Source organism: Sphingomonas sp. GC_Shp_6 (assembly GCF_026540835.1).
GTDB lineage: Bacteria > Pseudomonadota > Alphaproteobacteria > Sphingomonadales > Sphingomonadaceae > Sphingomonas.
Genome location: NZ_JALNUO010000006.1, coordinates 46,537 through 69,653 on the forward strand (window position 1 = coordinate 46,537; position 23,117 = coordinate 69,653).

Genomic DNA, 23,117 nt, shown 5'->3' on the forward strand with positions numbered 1-23,117 from the left:
GCTATGTTGCTAGCTGCCACAAATCATTGTTGCGGGGGCTTGTATAATATAGGCGGCGGCGTTGCGCCTAGCCAAATCCCAATATGACGGGTTTTCTGAAACCGCGAGATAGCGGTCTTGTAGAAACTGGTCGCCGTAAAGCTGGTAACCATCAACGCTAAACGAATGGTCTAAGTACAACGATAACACCTCTGTTACTGACATAGCAAAGGCACTACGCCATGTAGTCAGGCGAGGAATGCCGATCTCGCCTTCGTATTTGATATTGATAGCCGCGAAGCGATAAAGAGGAATAAGGCCGCCAACGCTCTCGTCATGCAGCAAGGTGGCCCAAGGGCTGAGTCCCTTCATCATATAGCGAAAGCGTCCCCACTGAACGAGGTGCCCCCGCTCTTCGAGCGCAAGTCGGAACGTTTTGATAGCATCGCTGTAGACTGGGCGATGCCTAGCAATATCCCAAAGCCAATTGAAGCAACCTTTTCGGAATTCTAGCTGGCTGCCCGGCACGTTTGATATAATGAAGTGACTATGCAATCCAAAGCGAGCGCCGACCTCCAAGACTGCGATCATTGCAAACGGTGTGCGATGCTGACTAAACCAGCTTTCGATATGACCAATTAATAAGGACTGAGCACGCGCCACGGCAGCTTCGCCAACGATACCGATGGTCGACCACGTAACATCTAGGCATTGATCCAAGATTAGACCATGCGTGTTCGCTGTGGCGACGAACTCGTAAGCTTTTACAAATTCAATGTAGGTAATGCCGTAAGCAAGATGCTTGCCAGCCGCGACAGCGCGAGCTTCGCGTTCCGCATGCTCATACCAACTCGCGATCCAGATCGGATCAGGCGTAAGGCGGATCCTATTCGGCGTCGTTCGCGCTGCTATATGCTTGAACTCGGAGGGCCTGGTCGCGTCAGTAAGCGCATGGCCGACCGATGAAGCGAGCGCTGCCACCTACTTCTCGGGCGGATAGAGGCAGGTGTAACTGGCGATGAGATAGCCTTGACCACGGGGTACGTGACCGGTGTCCAGCTTGCCGTCGACCACATGAGTCACGGCACCGAGCGCGCGCCTGATTTCGCTACCAATCGCGCGGTGAACCGTGGTGCGACGGCCATGAATCACCGCGGCGGCGTGGCGCTCAGGAATCTCCAGACGGATGCGCTCGAATATGGTCAGCGTGATGTCCGGCTGCCATTGGCCCGTGACGCGGTATTCGGAGGCGATCCGGTGAACCCACTGCATGAGATAGCGCTCAGCGTCCGCTTGGGCGGCGGTTGCCGCTGGCTTACTCGAAAGAAGGCCTTCGAGAAGCTGCTTAGCGTAGCTGGTCGGCGTGAGCCCCGCGGCAGCAGCGCAGACTTGCAGCTGGGTCATACCCTCCGCTGAGAGATTGACCATGAGAGGATGTTTCGCGGGCATACCGGCACCTTATATCACAACGATAAGGAATATTCCTTATAGCGCTTTGATGTCAAGACGGCTATGAGCGCGGCTTGAGCGGTGTTCGTTGGCAGGTTGCCGAAGCGCGGCTCACATGGGCGTCTGATAGCGTTCGAAGATCGGCATCGATCGCGGGCGATGCGTGCAAACGCTCGTATCCGATGGCGAAGCGGAAGGCGCGATGATCCGCCCCAAGAAGCCGTGCACGGTGCCCGGCTTTTTTTGGGAGTAGTAACATGCGCAACTTACCCGCGAAGAAAGTATCTCAGCTGCTAGACGCAACGGCGTTCTTGAACGCTAATTTCGGGCTGACATTCAATGCCGTTCTGACGCTGAATTTCGATCAGCTTGGCCTGCAAAAGCCGCGTGAAAAGTCCGAAGCGTTGACGAAGCTGAACGTCAGTATCGGTCGGCGGCTGAAGCGCTATGCAGACCGCCATGGCATCGTCGAAGGTACCGATCATTATTTTGTTTATGCCCACGAGAGTACTCGAGACTTAGGCCATCACGTGCACGAACTTATCGTCGCGCCCGATGGTCTCCGTGCAGAACTGGCCGTCTGGATCACGAAGTGGCAGCGGCGCGCATATCCGGGCACTAATCCCGCGGCGACACATTTCTCGATGAACCCCCGTCCGCGTGCGGCGGCGGATCGTGTGGCCGAACAGGCGCGAATGGTCTCATACATCATCAAGACCGTCGCCGCTTGCGGGACGATTGATAAGCAAGGAGCATCGCGCCAGTTGCACGACGTGCTCGGCCTCCCGCATGACCGCTGCTCACACTCGTTTTTTACGAACCGTCCGGTCGGCTGGTCAGATAACCTGAGTGGGGCCGCGCAAGAGGCCGCGGGCTTCAAGCAACCCAGCTATTTCGAGGACACGCTCAGCCCAGCCCACCTTGAGGCATATAGCTGGCGCAAGCGCGGCGACGAACTGCATGCCCAACTTTTGAGCGTTCCAGAATAGCATAAACGTCAATTGACGTATTTCGGTGGATCGTTTGATCTCAGGTCAACCTAACCCGTTGAGAATCTTGGCCTAATTTCCGTGAGGAGATTTACACGGCTATTTCCGCAAGCGGCCTCTGCGGAGCGGCCGGGTTTGGGCCTGGTGTCGTTAAGGGATGAAGCAGCAGTCGTCGTTGGGATCGAAGGTGCAGTGGCCTGGTGCACAGAGGTCTTGAAGGGATGAACGAACGACCCAAAAATCGCCGCCGCCGATGTAGGCGTGGACCTCCGGGATGGCGCCCGAACGAATAGCGCGTTCGATGGCAGCGGCGTGGTGACTGCCCAGTTTGGACAACGGGTAGTCAAACGGCGGGGGCGGGACGAAGGGTGGGGTCTGTTGGCTGAGGGCATCGGCGAAGGCATGCTTAATCAATGGATTTCTCCGGAGCGGAAGGGGGAGGTAGAGTTAAAGTTCAAGTCACAAGTCCAAGTTGCTATAATAAATAGACATTCTAGTACTGTTTCTGCATTGCATAAAGCGTCAAGTGGCACAGCGTTCACGGCGCGGGTGGAAGTCGCTTGCCGGTCGCGGTCTCGAGATAGCGCTTCAACGCCGAAAGGCCTTGGCCTGGCTCTTTCGGTCGTCGATCAAGATTGAAAGAACCGGTGTTCGGATAATAAGACAAATTACCGATTTTGATCTGGTGCGGTGCCGCTACTTTGAAGGGTATGGATGCGGCTGTTAGCCACGAGACCGCGATGTCCATTGCGGCGATTGCAACGCCACCGGCTTCTAGGTCGAAGGGAAGATCAACGGTTGGAGCTGATTTGTGGGACTTTGGCGAACGGCTAGCAGTCGCCAGTTTGATCACGTTGTTCTTGCTCATGGCTATGGCCTTAACCTTCAGCCAAAGGGCACGCGTGACGTGCAAGCCAAGCTTGGGCATCGGTAACACGGATGTACCGGCGACGACCGACCATAAAGCTGAGTAAGCGGCCGGAGCCAATTTCTTCGTAGGTACGCGTGCGACCGATCCGGGACCATGAAACGAAATCGGAGATAGTAAAAACGGCGGGAACGACATTTGCCGACATAGCCTGCTCCTATTGAGAGCGGCAATATATTTCAGTGTCAGCTTGCACGGCATCGACCGTTGTGCCTCTTCTCGAAGCTCTCGGATTACTTGCTCAATGACCCACATCCGGACGCTTAGTCAGGCTCGGGGGCTCTCCTAGACCGGACGCTCCTTCATCTTCAACGGCAACTGTCCTCGGTCTGGCAGCGGCGAGATTGAGGAGGTGGCGGTCCGCCTTAGCTAACGTCACGCAGTCCTTGATCCAACTTGATCGGAGGGACCAGCAGCGTCGCCAGCGCAGTCAGGAGCGCGATCACCATCACGCCCCAGAACGTCACGTGAAGCGAGTGGTTGAGCGCCGCGCGGGCGGTGCTTCCGCCAACGGCCGCGGCGCCGTGATCCAGCAGGTGTCGGATCTGCTCGGTCGAAATAGTACCGCTGCGAGCGAGACTGACGTTCAGCGCCGCGCCGAGTACGGTGGCGCCCAGCGTGCTCCCAAGATTGCGGGCGAACAGGTTTGACGCAGTCGCAGAGCCGCGCTCGGTCCAACCGACGCTGTCCTGGATGATGACGATAGCAGCGGTACTGAGGAACCCCATGCCGAACCCCATCACGAGCGACCCAACGCCCGCGACCCACGGCGACATGGCTGGCGCAAGAACTACGAACGCCACGGCGCCGACCGGCAGAAGCGCGCCACCGAACACCAGCGTAGGCCGCAGCCCAAACCGCGCGAAGTTGCGCGCGGCCAACGTCGCCCCAATCGGCCAGCCAAGCACCATCGCGGTTAGCGTGAACCCTGCCACCAGGGCTGAGTAGCCGAGCACCGCCTGCACGTACATCGGCAGGAACGTCGTCAGCCCGATCACCGCCATGCCGCTCAACAGCGTAGCGGCGTTGGTGGTCGCGATCGGGCGACGTGACCACAGGCCGAATGCCATCATCGGATCACGCGCGCGGCGCTCCTGCCCGACGAACAGGACGCCGGCCACCAGACAAATTGCTGCCGCCACCAACGATGTCCGCGATCCCGCGTCGCCCGCTTCGGTCAGCGCGAGCATTAGCGCGGCGATCGTGACGGTGAATAACACGGCCCCCGCCACATCGACGTCACGCTTCTCGCGCGACACGGTCTCCTTCAGGAAGAAGTGGAACCCTGCTGCGGCGGTCAATCCCACGGGCACGTTGATCCAGAAGATCCAGGCCCAGCTCAAATGCTGAATGATGAGTCCGCCCGCAAGCGGCCCGATCACCGACGAAACACCCCATACGCTGGCGAGATAGCCCTGGACGCGGCCACGCTCGTGAGCGGCATATTGGTCGCCGATAACGGTGATCGACACTGGCTGGATCGCGCCCGCGCCAACCCCCTGCACCAGCCGGAACGCGATTAGCGACGGCATCGACCAAGCGCCGCCGCACAGCAGCGAGCCGACGAGGAAGATGGCGATGCCAACGAGCAGCACCGACTTGCGCCCGTAGAGGTCGGCAAGCTTGCCGAACACCACCGTGGTCGCGGTTTGCGCGAGCAGGAATGATGAGAACACCCACGCATAGAGTTCGAGCCGTCCGAGATGGCCGACGATCTGCGGCATGGCGGTGGACACGATCGTTGCCTCGATCGCGATCATGAATGAGGCGGCCATGACGGAGGCGAGCACGAGCGGCCGCGCATGCGATTGAGAGATGTGCATGCGGGTGCGCTTAAGCGACCGGGTCAAATACGGATACCTGCTTCAGGCCAGTGGGGATCGCACAGGCTCCCCAACCGCATCAGCTGGGACTCAAGCGTGCTCTGTGGAGCGGGAACTCGTCTTGCGGCTCGGCCGTGGAAAGGACCCAATTTCGGACGTTCAGCGGCATCGCGCCTCTTCCGGAAAGCGGTCGCTCATTCATCGCGTGTAGCGACCCAGGTCGCCGAGCACATCGATACCTAGGCAGCACGCTGCGTGCGAACGGGATACTCGTTTGACCAAAGAGTGGGCGGCGGCACTCCGGTCGCCGGGATCGCCAAGGCGCTGACCGCTCGCGACCCGCTGCTACGCGAACCTGCTCAACCTCGTCTGCCGCTTCATGTCCGACGTGGTGTTCCGGCTGGTATGCAGCGACAGTCCTCATGACGTCCGCGCTTGCAGCATCATGGTAGTGGTGAGTACAGCCCGTCGGACCTAGCCACGGTGCGGCGCGTTAGATCAGGGTCCGGTATCGACGCTGGTGCGCGGCTGCGTCGATCTTGAGTTGCGCAAGGCAGGCCTCCACACCGTCCGACAAAACGTTGCCGACGCTCTCGTATTCCTCGCCCGCGAAGTCCGTGGTCGTGGTGTAAGCGTCCCCGTTCGGCTTGATCAGGAAGTAGACTCCTCCCTTCTCGGCGTTGCCGTAAGATTCCAGGGGAACTGAGGGGAGATGCAGCCGCACGTCCGCGACAACCTGTCGGAAAGCCAGCTCCGAAAGCTCGTAGCTCCCCCTGTTGCGATAGCCCTCGCCGATAGCGCTGAACTGGACGACCGACCACTTCCGCAGCGACCCGCGTCCGATTAGGAGGCGGCCGACATCGCAGAATACATCCGCGTTGCGTGCCGAGCAGACCGTCCGAACCACGTAGGGTTTCCCCGCCGCATCGCACATATCCATCGCTTCGACGACCCGCCGGAAGTTGTCCCGCGTACCCCTCAGAGTGTCATGCGCCGCCGCGTAGCCAGCATCCAGCGAGAAGCCGAACAGGTCGACCTGACTAAGAACGGGCGCGAACACGCGGGTGAACAGATGGGCGTTGGTCTGTACCTCAACCTTCATGCCAAGCCGCCTCGCAAGCCCGACGAGTTCCGCGATGTCCGGCCGCAGCGAGGGATCGCCACCCGCGAACACGATTTGCTCGATCCCGGCGGCAGCGAGGCTAGAGATCATCATCTCCGCCTCGGTGGCGGCGAGCGGCGGCTTGGTCGTGCGATAGCAGAACCCGCAGTGCAGATTGCACGCGTCCCACGCCTCCCAGTGGGCCTTGAGGATCGGCGGCGGCGTGGTCACCGGGCGCTACCCGTGATGTCGCGAAGCTCCACGTACCGACGACGGATCGTTGCGATGCCGGTGACCAGCAGCGTGGCCGCCACGGAGGCAAGCACGTTAAAGGCAGTCGGCTGCAGGCGCGGTCCCAACACCCATCCAAGACCGCGCGCCGGGTCCACGATCAGCGCTAGCAGGACGAGGAGCGCGAAGCCCAGAATCATCTGCCAACCGGACCCTAGCCGCGAGAGGGCGATGCCGAGCGGTCCGGGGCGGCGTGCGTGTCTCCAAGCGACGTCGAACCTTGCAGTGAAGTCGCGGATCACGTTCGCCCTCGTACCCGAGGACGACGCGAGCTGGAGGACCTGCCCCTCCTTGCTACGGACGCTGAACGGATCGTAGACGACGAGGCGTAGCAGCTCGCCGTCGATCTGGACCGACGTCGCGTAGAGCATGTCCTGGACGCGGTCGCTCAGCCGATATTCGATCCCCCTGTTCCGCCGGGACAGACGATGCCAGGCCTCGATGCGCTTCTCCCCCTCCGCGACCGCTGCCGCGCCGCGCAGCCGCTCGATGACCTTCGGCCCGGCACCGAGTATCCGGACCCGCACCCCCTCCCGCGCACGTTCCTCCAGCACCTTTACCGACTGCAGGGTTTCGGGATCGGTATTCACGACCGCCATGACGATGTCGTTACGGGCGGTGCGTAGGGCTTCGACGTACGTCTCGTAGGCCCGGGCGTCGGCTAGCGGACCGACCATCTCCACATACGCATCGCGGCGCTCGCGCAGCCCAAGCAGTTCGCCCGCCAATCCCGGCCTCGTCGCTAGGGTGGCGAGCCTCTCGCAGATGTTTGCGGCGGGCACGACAAGCTCGTGGCCGAGCGTCGTCCGGCTGTCGCTGAGTAGCCCTTCTCGTAGCAGCGCGCGGAGCGCGGTGCCGACGACCGCGGCGTCATGCAGCCCGGGATACTGCTGTAGCGTCGATACGATGTCGTCGAACGGCCGCGCGTAGCCGCGCGTTGCCAGCAAGGTGCCAGCGCGCGCCTGGGCCGCGTCTACGCCCTTTCGGACGAGTTCGGCGACGACGCCCTCCTCGGCAGTTGAAATACGCTCGGTCATGTCGCACCCGGAATAGGACGCGCGGCGGCATGGCGCAAAGCCCAATCACCGGCCATCGCCTTCGCGGCGACCCAAAAACGGCCGTACGGGGCGCCCATTTGGCGCTCAGATTCTGGTCGTTCGTTCAGACCACCCTCTCGGTCAGTATGAATGGATCAGGTCGTTAAAATGCGGTGGACTGCAGATTAGCCACGCCGCTAGATCTCGAGACTTACTAGCGACATCAACGCGGTATTTTCCCCTTAACGACGGTAAGCAGGTCGCAGCCCTAAGCCACGGGTATCATACGGGGCGGCCTTGCGAAGGACTACACGCGGGGCGTATGGTTGACCCGTGTATGCTGCCCTGCCGTTGGACCGCCTAGCACATTTGCTGCTGTGGCCATTCGCCGTCGTTCTCGTGGCGCTTATCTGCGTATCGGGCATGCCGGACGATTTACACGGATGGTTCGAGCTGACCGAGAAGTCGCTGACCTATTGGGGGCTGGTGATGGCGGCGGCATTCGGCCCCTCGGCATGGTGGGCGCCCTGGCGTCTCGTCTGGCGGGTCTTGCCGGCGCTGGACGCCGTCTTCCCCGACCTCAATGGCACCTGGACTGGGACGACCAAGTCGAACTGGCCCGTCCACCACCTAATGCTCCAGGCGGCGGAAGGAGCGGTCGTACTCGACCGCGCCTCGCTGGCGGCGGTCCCGCTCGAGGAGGGGTCCATTAAGCTGACAATCAAGGCGTCGCTCTTTGCCCTGCGCATCGCCGGCGAACTCGGGCGGACCGGCGGCTCATCGCATTCGACCACGGTGCGCGTCTCGCGCGACGAGAATCGCGACGCCTGGCGGCTCGACTACGTGTATCGGCAGGACACGCCGCAGCCGGTCGACACCGACGAGGGATCCCATGTGGGGGCTGCCACCGTGCGTCTGGACGGATCGAGCAAGCCTCCTACACTGATCGGCGAATACTGGACTCGGCGGCGTTGGCGTTCAGGTCTCAACACCGCGGGTCTCATCGAGGTCACACGCTCGTCTCGGTGACAGCGAGGGCGCGTCGGTCAGCCGATGCGCGCGCTCGCCGTCGTGCAGCAGAAGCGTCAGGCCTCCGGGAAGCGGGGCCGTACCGATGATCGCGAACAGCAGACCGTTGTAGCCGTGGGTCGAAAACCCCACCCTGCTCGCCATCGTTCTGTGGTCGCGACCGGAAGGCGATGGGACCGGCTCGGGATGCGAATGCCACTCCCCGACGTAGTCGAGGCCTTTGTCGAACCGCTCGTCGATCAGCGACTGCTGGCGGGCGAGCGACATTCCAAAGGAGAAGCGGGACCGGCGATCGCCACTTCCCGGCCCGGTCGCCTCGACGACGCGGATCGCTCCGCCGGCGATCTCGGCGAACAGCAGTCCGCCCGCCTCGCGCTGCCACCAGCGCGTCTGACGATGGGCCGCCAGATGGTTCAGCACGCCGGAAGTCAGCTCTACCAACTGGCCCGATCGACCTATGGGGAACGCCAGCGTCAATCCGCACCGGCCGCGTCGCCGGGCGCGTCCGGCCAGGTCCGCTCCTCGACGTTGCCGCCGCCGGTCCTGCCGCCGGAAAGCGCAATCCAATCGTCGGTTAGGCGGCCGCCTGCGAGTTCGACCTGCCGAAGCGGGGCGGCCAGCATTCGGTGTGCGCCCGGCGCCGCCCGCTCGAGCAGCGCGTCGAGCGCGAGGCTGGCCACGAGGACCGCGACCGCCTCGATGTCCCCGGCACCGTAGGGCTGGAAGAAGGAGCCGCAAGCCGGCTCCCGCGCAAGCGTATCCCCGTCGAACGACGCCACGAGGAACGACGGCGTGCCGAAGCGGTCGAGACCGAACCCCAGCCGGCCCGATCCCGCACCGATCAGCACCGCGTGCCCGCCCACGCCGAACGCCTCCCCCCAGCCGTAGACCACCGGGATAGAGCGGCCGTCGGCTTCGCACCATGCGTCGAGACCGCCCTCCTGGCCCCAGCTGCCGATTGTGCTCACGAGGAGGTCGCACGTTTCGAGCGCCGCGGGATCGGCACCCGCCAAGGCCCGCCATCGCGAGGCAAAGGCCTCCACCGGCGTGTCCGGGAAGTCGCCGCGCAGCCGATGGGCGAGGCGCTCGGCCTTGTTCCCGCCAACTTCGCGCGCACCGAGCGCGTGCCGGCAAGTGTTCGCCCACGTCAGCGTCTCTGGATCGACGAGCCTCAGTCGACCCACCCCCGCCTGGGCGAGCAGGCGCGCCGTCGTTGATCCGAGCGATCCGCAGCCGACGATACCGACTGTAGCCGTCCTCAAGGCCGTGACGTCCGGATTGGCGTCGCGGCCATGGACCCACCACGCGTCGGCGCGCGAGACCGCGGAACGCTCGACCCTGCTCCGCTTCCAGTCCTGGACACCGGCTACGGGCGCCCTGCGGCCGCGACCGCGCCTGCCCTGGAACCCCGGCGGCGGCAGGGCCCGCGCGGTCGCCGCAGCGAGAACCGCGCCGCCGGTGACGTCCGCGCCAAAGATCGCGACGATTTCGCCGGGGCGGGCCATCAGACCTTGCAGCAAGTCGGGTGCGGCACCGCCCGCCGCAGCAGCGATCGCGAGCACGTCGTCAAGTGACCGCGGATAGTCGGGGGGCGCGAGCGGGGCGTCGAGCCAGAGGAGCGCCGCCTGACGGATCGTGACGTCCGCGACCACGGTCTTCCCGATGCGTCTCGCCAGCCACTGCCGCAGCGCCTGTGCGTCCTCGGCCACGACGACCATGCTGGTGCCCCGCCAGACGACGATCGGGCGGGACGGGCCGCAGGGATCGACGATGCTCGTGAAGACCGGCCCGTCGGCCGATGGGTTCCAGTAGGACAGGAACTCCGTCAGGAAGTCGTCCGCGTTCGCCCCGGACAATCCCGCTTCCAGCAGATCGGCCGCGTCCACGAGAAGGCCGCGGAGGACGTCGATCGGCATTGCCGGGTCGACCTCGCCCTCCCCGGGAACCAGGCAGAGTAGGCCGTCGCGCTCGACGTGCGGAATGCTCGGGAACGGCGGCGCGTCGAACCAGCGGATACGGGGTGACGTATGGGGGAAGTCGGCGTCGACTAGGACGTCGAGGGTCACCGGGTCGCGCAATGTCGCCATCGCTGGGAGGCGCCAAGCATCGGTGAAGTCCGATGTCTCGGCGCCGGCGGCGATCGGCGGCGCGATCGCCATGGCGCCGAGGCGCGAGACGAGCCAGTCGCCGATCTCTCCGACTGCCGCCGCCCGGTCGACGCCGAGCGGCTTCGGTTCAGCCATATCTCGTGTCGCCGCCCACCTTCACCGCCTCGCGCCGACCGCCGTCCTCGGCAATTTCCTTGAGCATCCCGGTCGATAGAACCGCCGGCGCCCCGCCGAGATCGACCACGTAGAGGTCCTCGTCCTGCGGCATATAGGGGCCGAGTTCGGTGCAGAGCCGGTCGCGGGCCACGCTCGGCGAGGTCCCTCCAAGCGCCGCGCGCACAGCACGCCCTAGAACGCGGGCGGCGTCGACGAATTCCCGGCGGGCATGGGCGGACCAGCCGTCGTCGAGCCACTGGTCGACGACGACGGGGTTCGCGAGCCGGCCTTCGAGCCGCCCCGGGAGATCCTCGGCGACCCGCAGCAGCGCGAGATCGTCCCTCGCGTCGTCGTCGCCGACGATCCCCGCGTCGAACGCCGCCACGACGCAGGACATCAGCGCGATCGAGCTCGGGCCACCGCAGTCCCAGCGATGGTCCCGCCAAGCCTTGAGGTAGCGGCAGACGCGGCGCAGCTGATAACCGTGACGGGCGATGGCCGCTCGGAACCAATCCTCGAGCTTGCGCGGATCGGATGGCTGCCATCCGGTCTCGCGGTGCGCTAGCATGATGCGGTCGGCAGGCAATTCGGGATAGACGTCGCGCTCGAACCGAGCCTGCTCGTCGAGCGCCATGCCCGAGTCGCGCGCCTCCAGCCCGGCGCCGCCGCGTCGGGCGTCGGCCTTCTCGACCAAGACCCTGAACTCCCCGTCGGGTATCGCGTAGAGGGCGAGGTCGACGTGCGCGTCGTCACCGAGCAGAACCCGCACGCAAGAGCGCATCTGCTCGGTATCCCATCCGCGCGCCCGGCGCAGGGGGAGCAGGATGCGTTCGACGATGTCGAAGTAGGCGCTGCTGACGAGAGCGGGATGGACCTCGCCGTCGCGGGTCAAGAACGAGGTGGGAAGGAAGACGCCGTCGTCGAGGTCGATCTGCTGGGGCGGCTGCTGCGTAGCGCGGTTCAACGTGTCGTAGGAGAAGCTGCCCTGCATCCGGAACTTGGGACGGAGTGGGCGCTCGGCCTCGAACGCCTCAAGGGCGGCGTCCTCGAACAGCGCACGCTGATCGAGATGGTCGTTCCAGTCGGCGAAGCCCGCCTTCAGGGTCTCGCGGATCTCATCGCGGGCGGCGCGAAGCTGCGCCACGCGCGGGGGGTCGACGGTGAGCGATCGCAGCCAGCTGTCCTCGGCCCCGTCGCGGTGGAAAGCCCTGTGCGCGTTGATCGTCATGTTCGGCCCCGTTCGCTTGATCCCTGTTAACCAGGAGATGGGGAGGGATCGCCAGCACACAAGCGCCAGCGCAGGGCGCCCAGCCGCATGAACGAACGAGCATTCGCAGCGGATCTCGCCCCAAAGCGGCCTGGCTGCTCACCACCAGAATGCGACATTCCCGATCGCGTCGGCCGCGGCGGAGAGGACCTCTGCCTCGCCCGTGAAATTTCGGCGTCCACAGGTCGACCAGCTACCGCAGCCCGCAGCGCCCCTTCCTGAACGTGTTCTTAGTCAGCTAGGATCAGAGCGCCAAGAGGAAGATGCCAGTTTAGGCAATCAATTACACTCTTTCGGTTTGCCCCGCCGACGGCGGTACCAATCAGAGGCAACGCGCGACGGCAGGCCTGCCTGCATAACAGCAACGGACGGGTTAACTCCGGAAGCATAGATCCCTAAAGTCTGGAAATCGTCAGCTTCCTGTGAGCAAATGGCTGCTATTTGAGCGGGATCGTTGGTGTGCTTTGCAACACGTTCGACGGCAACGGAAGCATTTAGCCAAGCCTGAAGCGATGCTCCTATTGCGAATTCGACAGACGTGTGCCCCTCCCGCCGGAAAGATGGACCGGCGCTCAGTTGGTCGCCTACCGACGTGGCACCCCGAACGGCGTCTTCGTCGGCTCCGAACTGCATAGCGAGGAGAAGAAGGAATATGATCATGAACGAGATATGACAAGGGAAACAGCCTTCTTCAAGCCGTCCCTGCGGAGATCACCTCCGCCTTGGCGGCAGAGTTCCAGCGCGTTTAGATCGTCAGGTACCCGCATCGGCCGTCGCCGGTACCCGGCCTGGCCGATCGGCAGCTAACGCTCAATTATTGCCGTCATGTGTCGATCTTGCCGTTCCCAAAACCGGACGTTGCCAAGACGCTGCGCACGGGCCAGGCTAGGTAATGGCATACCGACGTCCAGGCTTTTCAGGCTGCGCTGTTTCATCCCTGCTATTCGCATTTTTTGGCGTGCCGCTGCTGATCTTGATGCTGTTGGGCGAGCGATCTTGCGACATGCATATCGGGCCGCCGTGTGCGATAAGTTGGGGCTGGATGAAGCTCATCAATTTGCTTGTTGTGGTTGCCTTCTGTGGAACGGCCGGGTTGGTCGTCCAATTCGTTGGCAGCAACTTCGGGCGCAATCGCGGGAGCGACGGCTAACCGGCACATGCAGCCGAAAAGCCGTCCTTCCGCTCTCCACCACGTCACGCCGTTCGCGATCGGGGAAGCGGACGCCGCAAGCTGCCGTTCCGCAAACGCCCAGTTTCCGCCATTCGGGCGGCAATCCGAGCTGCCCGAAACCGGACATTGCCGATACGAGCGGCGCGACATAGCTTCTCGCCATGTGGACACTGCTTCTTTGGAACATCGCGGCCCTGGCGGCCGGCATCTATTGCGTAGCGAAGGCGGTCATCGACCTCCGCGCGCGGAGGTATGGGTGGGGCATTATTGGCCTGCTGAGCTCAGTGGTGTTCTTGGTAACGCCGATCCAGACGCACGCCGTGAAGGTCGACCTGCCTGTGGCCGGATCATAGCCGCTTCCGTCAAGCTGTGGTCATTCGTTGGCCGTCGGCGCGGCGCGGAAACTGGCCGTTTCCAGCTGCTGTAGCAATCTGAACCCGACGAACTCATCGCGTCGCTCCGCGCGCCCGTGCTCGTTAAGCCATCTCGCCCGATAGTAGACGTTCCAGTAGCTTGTGACCCGTCGCTTGGTCGTATTCCAATAGGCTTGGTTGCCGATGACGAAAGCTCCAAGGGTGCGCGCTAGATCAGGCGTCAGCGCCGCCAATATGTCGTCCAAAATCTCAACGACATACTCTCCGATAAGCGCCACGATGAAGGGGGCACCCCAAGGCTGCAAATCTGCGAGCAAATCACGGGCGGCACGCTGGCGCTCAAACCCATCATTGCTGCGTGTCTGCAAAGCACGAGCGAAAGGCCACGCCTCTTCACTCTCCGTCAGAGAAAGTCGATCGGCTGTGAAATGTAACCGTGCCGGGATGAGAACACGTTGAGCCCCAACCTGGACAGGAAACCGCTCGGTCCACTGCCGTTTCGTAAGCAGGCAAGCCGCAGCATTGCCCGCCAACATTGCCGCAGACTGATATTCAGAGGGAAATGCCTCGGCCAGCATCCGCCCGTCGATCGACGTCAGCATCACTTGGTCGCTCATTCAGGCAACCTACGCTACCAACGAGCGTCCGCAATCCACATTCCGTATCACAAAGCGGACGGTCGGCTTTCCACCAAAAACAGGCGAAATTTGTCGCATCGCAGAAACGGTGGTCCGCTTCGCACCGGCGGTGTGAGGCACCACCTATGCTTTTTGAGGCTGTATCGTACGGCTGTGTTCGCCTTTGATCGCCACTAACTCACCATGCCCGAGGGATAATCTGAGGGATAGCATTTCAGTCTAGCCAAGAAAGTCGAGCAAAATTAATCGCTTAAGCTAAATGAATGGCGGAGCGGGAGGGATTCGAACCCTCGATACGCTTTTGGCGTATACTCACTTTCCAGGCGAGCGCCTTCGACCACTCGGCCACCGCTCCGCATTGTCATGCCCGGAAGGGGCGCACCTAGAGCGGGCGGTCGCCGGGCGCAAGCGGTTGCTTGGGGGGCGTGGGTGGGGCAGGTTGCGCGGATGATCCATCCCCGCCTGCTCGCCGCCGCCGCGGTCGTCACCGCCGCCGCCGCCATCGGTGGCGCGACGGCGGCCGTCACGGCCATCACCGCCGCGGCCGCACCCGCCCCGCCGCCCGTCCAGACGCCCCCGGTCGCCGCCGCGACGCCCGCCGATCCGGTGGGGGCGGATTGGGTGGCGATCCCCGATGACGAACTGCTGATGATGACGCTGGCGGGGAACCGCAGCGTGGCGATCCGATTGGCGCCGCGGCAGGCGCCGGCGCATGTCGCCAATGTCCGCGCGCTGGCGAAGGCGCGCTGGTGGGACGGGCTGAGCGTGTACCGCGTGCAGGAAAACTGGGTGACGCAGTGGGGCGACCAGAGCGAGGCCAAGCCGATGCCCGCCGGCGTCGCCGCGCGGCCCGCGGCCGAATATGACGCGGCGGCGGCGTTCGCGCCGGCGCAGCGGCTGGCGCGCGGCGACGCCTATGCGGCGGCCAGCGGGATCACCGCGGATGGCTGGCCGATCGCCACCGACGGCCGGGGCACGGTGTGGATGCCGCATTGCTATGGCACGGTGGGCGTGGCGCGCGACACGTCGCCCGATACGGGGACGGGCGCCGAGCTGTTCATGCCGATCGGCGGTTCGGCGCGGCGGCTCGATCGCAACTACACGATCGTCGGTCGCGTGATCGAGGGCGCGCAATGGCTCTCCGGCCTGCCGCGCAGCGACGCGCCGCTGGGCATGTACGCCAGCGCCGCCGAGCGGCTGCCGATCCTGTCGGTGCGGCTCGCGAGCGACATGCCGGCGGCCGAGCGGCCGCATTTCCAGTACCGCGCCGCCGACAACGCGCGCTTCGCCGCGATGATCGCCGCGCGCGCGAACCCGAAGCCGCCGATGGTGGGGCTGGGCGGCGTCGACGTGTGCGACGTGCCGCTCGCGGTGCGCCATGCGCCCGCCGGCTGAGCGCGCGGGGCGGGCGACCATGCGGTGCGCCCGTGCCCCGTTCCTGGCGGTCGCGCCATGATCGCCGGGCCGCTGAAGCTGAACGTCCAGATCCTGCGCGGCGCCGCGCCCGCGATCGGGCCCGGCAAGGCGATGGTGCTGGAGGCGATCGCGCACACCGGCTCGATCTCGGCGGCGGGGCGCGATCTGGGCATGAGCTATCGCCGGATCTGGCTGCTGGTCGACAGTCTCAACCATGACTGGATGGAGCGCGTGGTGGAGACGCGCGACGGCGAGGGATCGAAGCGCGGCGCGCGGCTCACCCCGTTCGGCCGGCGGCTGCTCGAGACGTACCGCGCGGTCGAGGCGCAGATGCTGGCGGCGGCGGCGGGCGAGGGGCTCGACTGGCTGCTGGCGATGATCCCGGCCGGCGACCGCCACGCCGATGCGGAGGCGGAAGCGCCGCGCGCCGATCCCGCCTGACGCGGCGCCCCGCAGCGGCTATGAGGCGCGGCGAAGGGGCGACCGGAGGATATCATGACGGCATATGATGCGAGGCTCGGCCTCTATATCGCGGGCCAATGGCTGGGCGCGGAGGGCCGCGAGACTCAGCCCGTGCGCAATCCCGCGACCGGCGAGACGCTCGCCGATCTGCCGCTGGCAAATGCGGCGGATCTGGATGCGGCGCTGGCGGCGGCGGACCGCGGCTTTCGCGCCTGGCGCGCGACCGCGCCCGACGCGCGCGCGGCGGTGCTGATCCGCACCGCGCAACTGCTGCGCGAGCGCGGCGACCGGCTGGCGCGGATCGCGACGCTGGAGCAGGGCAAGATCCTCGCCGAGGCGAAGGGCGAGGTGGCGTTCGCGGCGCAGTTGCTCGAATTTCACGCGGGCGAGGCGCAGCGCATCTATGGCCGCGTGCTGCAGCGGCCGGCGGGCACGCGCAGCCTGGTGCTGCACCAGCCGGTCGGCCCGGTGGCGGCGTTCTGCGCATGGAACTTTCCGATCATGAACGTGGTGCGCAAGATCGCGCCGGCGCTCGCGGCAGGCTGTTCGATCGTCATCAAGCCGAGCGAGGAGACGGCGGGTTCCGCGGTCGAGGTGCTGCGCTGCTTCCAGGATGCGGGGCTGCCGGGCGACGTCGCGCAATGCGTGTTCGGCGTGCCGGACATGGTGTCGCGCCGGCTGCTCGCCTCGCCGGTGACGCGCAAGCTGAGCTTCACCGGATCGGTTCCGGTCGGCAAGCATCTGGCGAAGATGGCCGCGGATACGATGATGGCGACGACGATGGAGCTGGGCGGGCACGGGCCCGTGCTGGTGTTCGACGATTGCGATCTGGAGAAGACGCTCGACACGCTCGTCGCGCACAAATTTCGCAACGCCGGGCAGGTGTGCGTCGCGCCCACGCGCTTCCATGTGCAGGAGGGGATCTACGACGCTTTCGCGCAAGGCTTTGCCGAGCGGGCGAAGCGGCTGCGCGTCGGCGACGGCTTGCGCGCGGAGACGCAGATGGGCCCGATGGCCAATCCGCGCCGGCCCGAGGCGATCGCGGCGATGGTGGCCGATGCGCGCGGGCATGGCGCGCGCGTGCTGGCCGGTGGCGAGACGGACAGGGGCGGAAACGGGCATGAGAACGGGAGCGAGGGCGGCTTCTTCTTCTCGCCCACCGTGCTGGCCGACGTGCCGCTGGAGGCGCTGGCGATGAACGAGGAGCCGTTCGGCCCGATCGCGCTGCTGCGCCCCTTCGCCACCGTGGACGACGCGATCGAACAGGCCAACCGGCTGCCCTTCGGCCTGGCCGCCTATTGCTTTACCGAGAATGGCCGGCGGCAGAACCTGCTCGGCGATTCGATCGAGGCGGGCATGGTGGCGATCAACTCGGTGCGGTTGAGCTGGCCCGACAGCCCGTTCGGCGGCGTGAAGGATTCGGGCCATGGTTCGGAGGACGGGCCCGAGGGCGTCGCCGCGCATCTCGTCACGAAGACGATCCACATGATGTGAGCGCCGCGCCGCGCCGGGATCGTCCGCGCCGATGTGACGCTATCGTGTCACCTGCGGAACGTGTCCGCATCGCTGGCGTTTGTTCCGAGAGCCCGGCGCGGTCGCCCGGCGTAAAAGGGGAGCAATCCGATGCTTTGGACCATTGCCGTTATCCTGCTGATCCTCTGGCTGCTGGGCTTCGCGTTCCACGTCGCCGGTGGCCTGATCCACATCCTGCTGGTGATCGCGGTGGTCGTGGTGATCTTCCAGTTCATCACCGGGCGTCGCGGGGTCTGACGCGCCTGTTCCCCGACGGGCATCCGGTCCGTCGGGGAACGCCGCCCGCGCCCTATTTCGCGCTCTGGGGCAGCACCCGGATTGTGAAGCTCCTGCGCAGCGGCACCAGATAGCGCGCCACCGCCGCCTGGACCTGCGCCGCGGTCACCGCCGCGCGGGACGAGACGTAGCCGCGGATCGCCGCCAGCCGTGCGGGATCGTCCAGATCGCCGCGCAACACCGCCTGCCACCGCGCATTGTCGGTCATCGCCCGTTCCGCAGCGCTGACGCTGGTCGCCTTTGCGCGTGCCATCTGGTCGGCGCCGGGGCCATGCACGGCGATGTCGGTCAGGATCCGCGCCAGCGCCGCCTCGAAATCCGCGATCCGGCCGACCTGAAGCTGCGCGCCCGCGATCATCATGCCATAATGCGCGAGCGCCGGCGGCTGCGAATGGGTGACGAAGGGTGAATAGGTGCCGCCCTGCTGCTCGCGAAATTCCTCGGTCAACCGCGTCTGGACGATCGTGGCGGTCAGATCGAGCGCGCGGGCGGTCGGCACGTCGTCGAGGAACCCGGCGGTGGGCCAGGCGCGCGCGACGAACGCCTGATCCGCCGCGCCGCGGTGGCGAAGGACGATTGGTGCGCCCGGCGGCGCCTTGGCCACGATCGCGGGACCGGGGAGCGGCACGTCGGTGCGCGGCGGCAGCCGCCCGAGCGTCGCGCCCACCGCGGCCACCAGCGCGTCGCGGTCCAGATCGCCGACCGCGCTCACCCGGATCGGCCCTTGCGCCAACGCGCCCGTCCAGAATCGTTCGAACGCGGGCAGGTCGAGCGCCGCGATCTCGGCGGGCGACGGCAGGCCGCGGAAGCGCGCGTCGCCGCCATAGAGATCGGCGGTGCCGAACGCACCGAAGACGCTCGCCGGCTGGCTGTACGCGGTCTGGTAGCTTGCGGTCAGCCCATCCTTCAGCCGCTCGACCGGATTGGCGCGGAACCGGGGCTGGGTGAGGAACCCGGCGACCAGCTTCAGCGCCTGGCGCAGCTCGCTGCGCTGCGTCGGTCCCGACAGCAGCAGCGCGTCGGCGGTGGGCTGGACCCCGAACCCCACCTGATGCCCCGCCGTGGCGCGCGCGAGTTCGTCCGCGCTGAACGGCCCGATCCCGCCGGCCAGCAGCGCCGGCGCCGTCCAGAACAGGCCGGGGTCGCCGGGGCGATCGCTGAGCAACCCGTGGCCGACGCGCACGTCGAGCCGGATCCGGTCCTTCTCGAACGCGGTCTTCTTCATGTCGAGCGTCACGCCGTTGCTGAAGCGGACGCGTTCGATGCCCAGATCGGCGATCATGGTGGACGAAACGACGGTCGCGGGCGTGCCGGTGAGGACGAGATCGTCGAGCGACACCGGGCGCAGCCGTTCGGCCGCGACCGGCCCCACCGCGCGCGCGGCGGCCAGCGCTTGCACCACCGTCGCGGTTCCGCCCGTTACCGGCGTGGAGGACAGGAGCAGCAGCCGCGGATCGGGCGCGAGCAGCCGGCGGATCGCCGCGCCCACCACATCCGGGGTGAGCGTGCGGCGCTCGGCCGCGAACAGGTCGCGGTAGAAGCTGCGCGGGCCGCTCACGTCGCCGGCATCCACGTCGTTCACGAAGCCGGTGGCGAGCGCGGCCGAACCGATGGTCGGCGCGGTCGCGACCAACTGGTTCAGCACGCCCATCAGCGAGATCGCCTGCTGGTTGATCTCGGCCGGATCGGGCGGGCTGGCGGCCAGCGTGTTGAGCACGCCCATCGTCTCGTCGAGCGCCGCCTTCCACGCCCCGGGCCGCGGCGTGATCGCGATGCCGAGCTGATCCTCGACATGCGACCGGCTCGACAGGCCGACCGACGCGCCGATCAGCGCACCGCCGCTCTGCGCCGCGGCGCCCAGGCGCTGGCGGATCACGCCCGCTGCCACCGCGTCGAGATATTGGCGCTGCTGGCGCGCGACCGTCCAGGGCCGGGCGTCATGCGGCGTCACATAGACGATCGCGGCGCTGTTGGGCGCCTGGGGATCGGACACCAGGGCGGCGGGCGCGGGCGGTTTTATGGGCGATCCATAATCGGGCTCGGCAGGCGGCGGTCCGGCGGCGGCCCAGCCGCCGAACGCGTCGCGCACGCCCTGTTCGAGCAATGCGGGATCGGCATCGCCCACCACCACGACCACCGCGCGCGACGGCCGATACCAGGTGCGATAAAAGGCCTTGAGCGCGGGCGCGGTGGCGCCGCCGAGCGTGGCCGCGGTGCCGCCCACGTCGCGCGTCGCTGCCTTGGTGCCGGCGAAGAGCAAGGGCTGGCTCGCCGCCTCGATCTTCATGGCGAGCGGCGGTTTGCGCTGCGCCAGTTCGGCGAGCACGACGCGCCGTTCGGTCGCGAGCAGCGCGGGATCGATCGTGGCGCTGCGCATCATCTCGGCCAGCACGTCCATCGCCCGGCCGTAGGAGCGCGCATCGGCCTTCGGCAGATCGAGGAAATAGGTGGTCGCGCCAAGCGTGGTGAAGGCGTTGGTATCGCTGCCGAAGCTTGCCCCCAGCCGTTGCCACAGCCGGATGCCCTCGCCATCGGGATAATGGCCGGTGCCGCGGAACACCATATGCTCCAGCAGGTGCGTCCAGCCTTGTTGCGCATCGCGTTCCATCAGCGCGCCGGCATCGATCCGCACCCGCACCGAGACGCTGCCCGGCGGCGTGGTGCCGCGCCGCACCGCATAGCGCAGCCCGTTGGCGAGCGTGCCGGTGCGCCACGCCGGATCGGCGGGAATGTCGCTGCCGGCGGACTGCCACGATGCGGCGGGCGCGGCGACCACCGGCGCCGGGCCGGCGACGGGCGGCGCCTGCGCGGTCGCGCCGACGGGAAGCGCGGCGCCGGCAAGCAGCAATGCGAAGCGCCGATGCCTCACAGGATCGGCTCGCGCCCCGGCCACATCCGCTGCAGTTCGCGGTGGCGATCGACGAACTGGTGCTTCAGCGCCCCCGCGACATGCAACCCGACCAGCGCATAGAGCGCCCATGCCGCATAGGAGTGAGTCGCGCCGAACAGGTCGTGGACGCGCAGCTTGGTCGCGGGATCGAGCGCCATGACCGCACCGATCCGCGGCCACGGCACCAGCCCGAACAGCGCCATCGGATGCGTGGCGGCATCCTTATAGGCCGAATCCATGATCCACCCGCTGAGCGGCATCACGAAGATCAGCAGATACAGCGCGCCGTGCACGATGCCCGACACGCGTCGCTCCCAATCCTGATAGCGCGTGGGAAAGGCGGGCGGCACATGGGTCAGCCGCCACAGCACGCGCAGGATCGCAAGGCCGAGGATCGTGATGCCGATCGACTTGTGCGTGTCGATCGCCGGCCGCACCGACGAATCGCCGAGATACGGCCACACCCAGGCGAGCGTCACGTTGGCGACGATCCCGGCTGCGATCACCCAGTGGAACAGCATCGCGATCCGTGTGTAGCGTCCGTCCGTCATCGCTGCCCCTCGCTGGCGCCCCATGGCCGGGGCGGCTAAGGGCCAGCCATACCGGGTTCAGCAGGAAATGGTACAGCGCGCCGATGACCAGCCTCGCCGCCACGCTTCACGCCCGATCCCCGCGCCACTCGCCGCCCGCGGTGCCGCTCGCCAGCCGGTTGATCGGGGCGGTGGGGCCGATCCTGTTCTGCGCGCTGATCGTGCAGGCGTTCCTGCGCCAGGGGTTGGCGGTATGGTCGATCGGCATCGTCTATATCCTTTACGACACCGCGCTGCTCGCCTTTACCGCGGTGAAGATCGCGCCGCTGCGCCACGGCCTGCCGGCGCGCGCCTCGGCGGCGGCGGTGCGGCCGACGCTCGCGGTCATCGTGGCGGCGCATAACGAGGCGGGCGTGCTCGCCGCCACGATCGCGCGGCTGGCGGGTCAGGCGGAGGCGCCCGATACCATCCTGATCGCCGACGACGGTTCGAGCGACGCCACGCCGCAGCTCTTCGCCAGCCGCTATGGCCTCGCCACCCCGCGCTATGGCGAGACGATGCGCGGGGGCACCGAGCCGAGCCTCGTCTGGCTGCGGCTGCGCCATGGCGGCAAGGCGCGCGCGCTGAACGCGGCGATGCTCGCCACCGACGCCGCGATCGTGCTGACGGTGGATGCCGACACACTGCTGGAGCCCGGCGCGATCGCCGCGATGCGCGCCGCCTTCGCCGCCGAACCCGAACTCGTCGCCGCCACCGGCGTGCTCGCCCCGATCTGCGGGCCGCATCTGTCGGGCCGGTTGTTCCAGTGGTTCCAGAGCTTCGAATATGTCCGCAACTTCCTGTCGCGCCATGCCTGGGAACAGCCCGGCTGCCTGTTGCTGATCTCGGGCGCGTTCGCCGCGTTCCGGCGCGACGCGGTGGTGGCGGTCGGCGGGTTCGATCCCGATTGCCTCGTCGAGGATTACGAGCTGATCCACCGGCTGCACCGCCACGCGGCCGAGGCGCGGCTCGACTGGCGCGTGCGCGTGGTGGGCGGCGCGCTCGCGCGGACCGATGCGCCCGCCAGCATCCCCGCCTTCCTGAAGCAGCGCCGCCGCTGGTTCGGCGGGTTCCTCCAGACGCAGCACTGGAACCGCGACATGGTCGGCGATCGCCGCTTCGGCGCGCTCGGCACCGCGATGATGCCGGTGAAGACGCTCGACACGCTCCAGCCCATCTATGGCCTTGCCGCCTTTGCGATCCTGATCGGGCTGGTGGTGACGGGGCGTTTCGCGATCGCGCTGCCGATCCTGCTGGTGATGATCGCCAAGATCGCGGTCGACCTGACCTTCCATCTCTGGTCGCTCGGCATCTACAAGCGCTGGACCGGGCAGCGCGAGGGGCTGGGGATCGGCGCGGCACTGATCGCCGCGATCCTGGAGCCGTTCAGCTTCCAGCTGCTCCGTCATGCCGGCGCGGTGTGGGGCTGGCACGCGTTCCTGACGGGCCGCGGCGGGTGGGGCGTGCAGCGGCGCACCGCGATCGCGGGCGAAGGAGCGTGACCTTGGTTGTCGCGCGGAGCCGCTACGATGGGGTGCCGGACGGCGGAGGGGTTTTCGCGCTAAGACGCTAAGACGCGAAGAGGGAACGCGGCATGGGGGTCGTCACATCATCTTGGAGCATGATGACC

At 66.3% G+C, this 23,117-nt stretch carries 19 protein-coding genes and 1 tRNA gene; 7 read left to right on the top strand and 13 right to left on the bottom strand.

Translation table 11 applies throughout. The annotated features are described in order from the left end of the window. Positions 1–9: 9 nt before the first annotated feature. Together OXQ95_RS09245 and OXQ95_RS09250 are read right to left on the bottom strand one after the other, a co-directional pair. On the bottom strand, positions 10–960 hold the full coding sequence (locus OXQ95_RS09245; protein ID WP_267381295.1) for a hypothetical protein: 951 nt from the start codon (positions 958–960) through the stop codon (positions 10–12). Beyond that, entirely contained in the window at positions 961–1,383 is a 423-nt protein-coding gene (locus tag OXQ95_RS09250; protein ID WP_267381296.1) for a hypothetical protein, read from the bottom strand. It lies immediately after the preceding gene. 302 nt (positions 1,384–1,685) lie between these two features. On the opposite strand from OXQ95_RS09250, the gene OXQ95_RS09255 reads away from it, so the two are divergent. Continuing rightward, a complete protein-coding gene (locus OXQ95_RS09255) occupies positions 1,686–2,417 on the top strand; it encodes a hypothetical protein (protein ID WP_267381297.1) in 732 nt (243 codons plus the stop codon). Positions 2,418–2,955: 538 nt separating this feature from the next. On the opposite strand, the gene OXQ95_RS09260 is transcribed toward OXQ95_RS09255, so the two are convergent. The 4 genes from OXQ95_RS09260 to OXQ95_RS09275 all read right to left on the bottom strand — a co-directional run bounded on the left by OXQ95_RS09260 (position 2,956) and on the right by OXQ95_RS09275 (position 7,598). Beyond that, positions 2,956–3,285, bottom strand: coding sequence for a hypothetical protein (locus tag OXQ95_RS09260; RefSeq protein WP_267381298.1), 330 nt, complete (start codon positions 3,283–3,285; stop codon positions 2,956–2,958). A gap of 425 nt (positions 3,286–3,710) precedes the next feature. After that, the gene (locus tag OXQ95_RS09265; protein WP_267381299.1) at positions 3,711–5,168 is read right to left on the bottom strand and encodes an MDR family MFS transporter; all 1,458 of its coding nucleotides are present in this window, start codon (positions 5,166–5,168) and stop codon (positions 3,711–3,713) included. Positions 5,169–5,661: 493 nt separating this feature from the next. Further along, positions 5,662–6,501 carry a radical SAM protein gene (locus OXQ95_RS09270; protein ID WP_267381300.1) on the bottom strand — a complete coding sequence of 280 codons (840 nt, stop codon included), beginning with the start codon at positions 6,499–6,501 and terminating at the stop codon, positions 5,662–5,664. After that, positions 6,498–7,598 carry a hypothetical protein gene (locus OXQ95_RS09275; protein WP_267381301.1) on the bottom strand — a complete coding sequence of 367 codons (1,101 nt, stop codon included), beginning with the start codon at positions 7,596–7,598 and terminating at the stop codon, positions 6,498–6,500. Before OXQ95_RS09275 ends, OXQ95_RS09270 begins: the two co-directional genes overlap by 4 nt. A gap of 333 nt (positions 7,599–7,931) precedes the next feature. Between OXQ95_RS09275 and OXQ95_RS09280 the strand changes: the two genes are divergently transcribed. Then, the gene (locus OXQ95_RS09280) at positions 7,932–8,627 is read left to right on the top strand and encodes a hypothetical protein (RefSeq protein ID WP_267381302.1); all 696 of its coding nucleotides are present in this window, start codon (positions 7,932–7,934) and stop codon (positions 8,625–8,627) included. Here OXQ95_RS09280 and OXQ95_RS09285 read toward each other — a convergent pair. The 5 genes from OXQ95_RS09285 to OXQ95_RS09305 form a co-directional block, all read right to left on the bottom strand. Then, positions 8,577–9,104: a Mov34/MPN/PAD-1 family protein gene (locus OXQ95_RS09285; RefSeq protein ID WP_267381303.1), complete on the bottom strand. Its 528-nt coding sequence runs from the start codon at positions 9,102–9,104 to the stop codon at positions 8,577–8,579. The genes OXQ95_RS09280 and OXQ95_RS09285 overlap by 51 nt on opposite strands. After that, positions 9,101–10,870: a ThiF family adenylyltransferase gene (locus OXQ95_RS09290; RefSeq protein WP_267381304.1), complete on the bottom strand. Its 1,770-nt coding sequence runs from the start codon at positions 10,868–10,870 to the stop codon at positions 9,101–9,103. Before OXQ95_RS09290 ends, OXQ95_RS09285 begins: the two co-directional genes overlap by 4 nt. Beyond that, entirely contained in the window at positions 10,863–12,119 is a 1,257-nt protein-coding gene (locus tag OXQ95_RS09295; RefSeq protein WP_267381305.1) for a CBASS cGAMP synthase, read from the bottom strand. Before OXQ95_RS09295 ends, OXQ95_RS09290 begins: the two co-directional genes overlap by 8 nt. Before the next feature lie 1,583 nt (positions 12,120–13,702). Next, the gene (locus OXQ95_RS09300) at positions 13,703–14,320 is read right to left on the bottom strand and encodes a hypothetical protein (protein WP_267381306.1); all 618 of its coding nucleotides are present in this window, start codon (positions 14,318–14,320) and stop codon (positions 13,703–13,705) included. A gap of 285 nt (positions 14,321–14,605) precedes the next feature. Beyond that, a tRNA-Ser gene (locus tag OXQ95_RS09305) sits at positions 14,606–14,696 on the bottom strand. 92 nt (positions 14,697–14,788) lie between these two features. Here OXQ95_RS09305 and OXQ95_RS09310 point away from each other — a divergent pair. From OXQ95_RS09310 to OXQ95_RS09325, 4 genes are all read left to right on the top strand, one after another. Next, entirely contained in the window at positions 14,789–15,736 is a 948-nt protein-coding gene (locus tag OXQ95_RS09310; RefSeq protein WP_267381307.1) for a peptidylprolyl isomerase, read from the top strand. A 57-nt stretch (positions 15,737–15,793) separates the two neighbouring features. Continuing rightward, positions 15,794–16,198: a LysR family transcriptional regulator gene (locus OXQ95_RS09315; protein WP_267381308.1), complete on the top strand. Its 405-nt coding sequence runs from the start codon at positions 15,794–15,796 to the stop codon at positions 16,196–16,198. A gap of 54 nt (positions 16,199–16,252) precedes the next feature. Then, positions 16,253–17,713, top strand: coding sequence for an NAD-dependent succinate-semialdehyde dehydrogenase (locus OXQ95_RS09320; RefSeq protein ID WP_267381309.1), 1,461 nt, complete (start codon positions 16,253–16,255; stop codon positions 17,711–17,713). Between the two features lie 129 nt (positions 17,714–17,842). Next, complete coding sequence (locus OXQ95_RS09325) at positions 17,843–17,989, top strand: lmo0937 family membrane protein (RefSeq protein WP_242098196.1); 147 nt, start codon at positions 17,843–17,845, stop codon at positions 17,987–17,989. A gap of 52 nt (positions 17,990–18,041) precedes the next feature. On the opposite strand, the gene OXQ95_RS09330 is transcribed toward OXQ95_RS09325, so the two are convergent. Next, the gene (locus OXQ95_RS09330; RefSeq protein WP_267381310.1) at positions 18,042–20,897 is read right to left on the bottom strand and encodes a M16 family metallopeptidase; all 2,856 of its coding nucleotides are present in this window, start codon (positions 20,895–20,897) and stop codon (positions 18,042–18,044) included. Next, positions 20,894–21,469: a cytochrome b gene (locus tag OXQ95_RS09335; RefSeq protein WP_242098198.1), complete on the bottom strand. Its 576-nt coding sequence runs from the start codon at positions 21,467–21,469 to the stop codon at positions 20,894–20,896. The genes OXQ95_RS09330 and OXQ95_RS09335 overlap by 4 nt, the downstream gene beginning before the upstream one ends. 83 nt (positions 21,470–21,552) lie before the next feature. On the opposite strand from OXQ95_RS09335, the gene OXQ95_RS09340 reads away from it, so the two are divergent. Beyond that, the gene (locus tag OXQ95_RS09340; RefSeq protein ID WP_242098199.1) at positions 21,553–22,989 is read left to right on the top strand and encodes a glycosyltransferase; all 1,437 of its coding nucleotides are present in this window, start codon (positions 21,553–21,555) and stop codon (positions 22,987–22,989) included. The last annotated feature ends 128 nt before the right edge of the window (positions 22,990–23,117 follow it).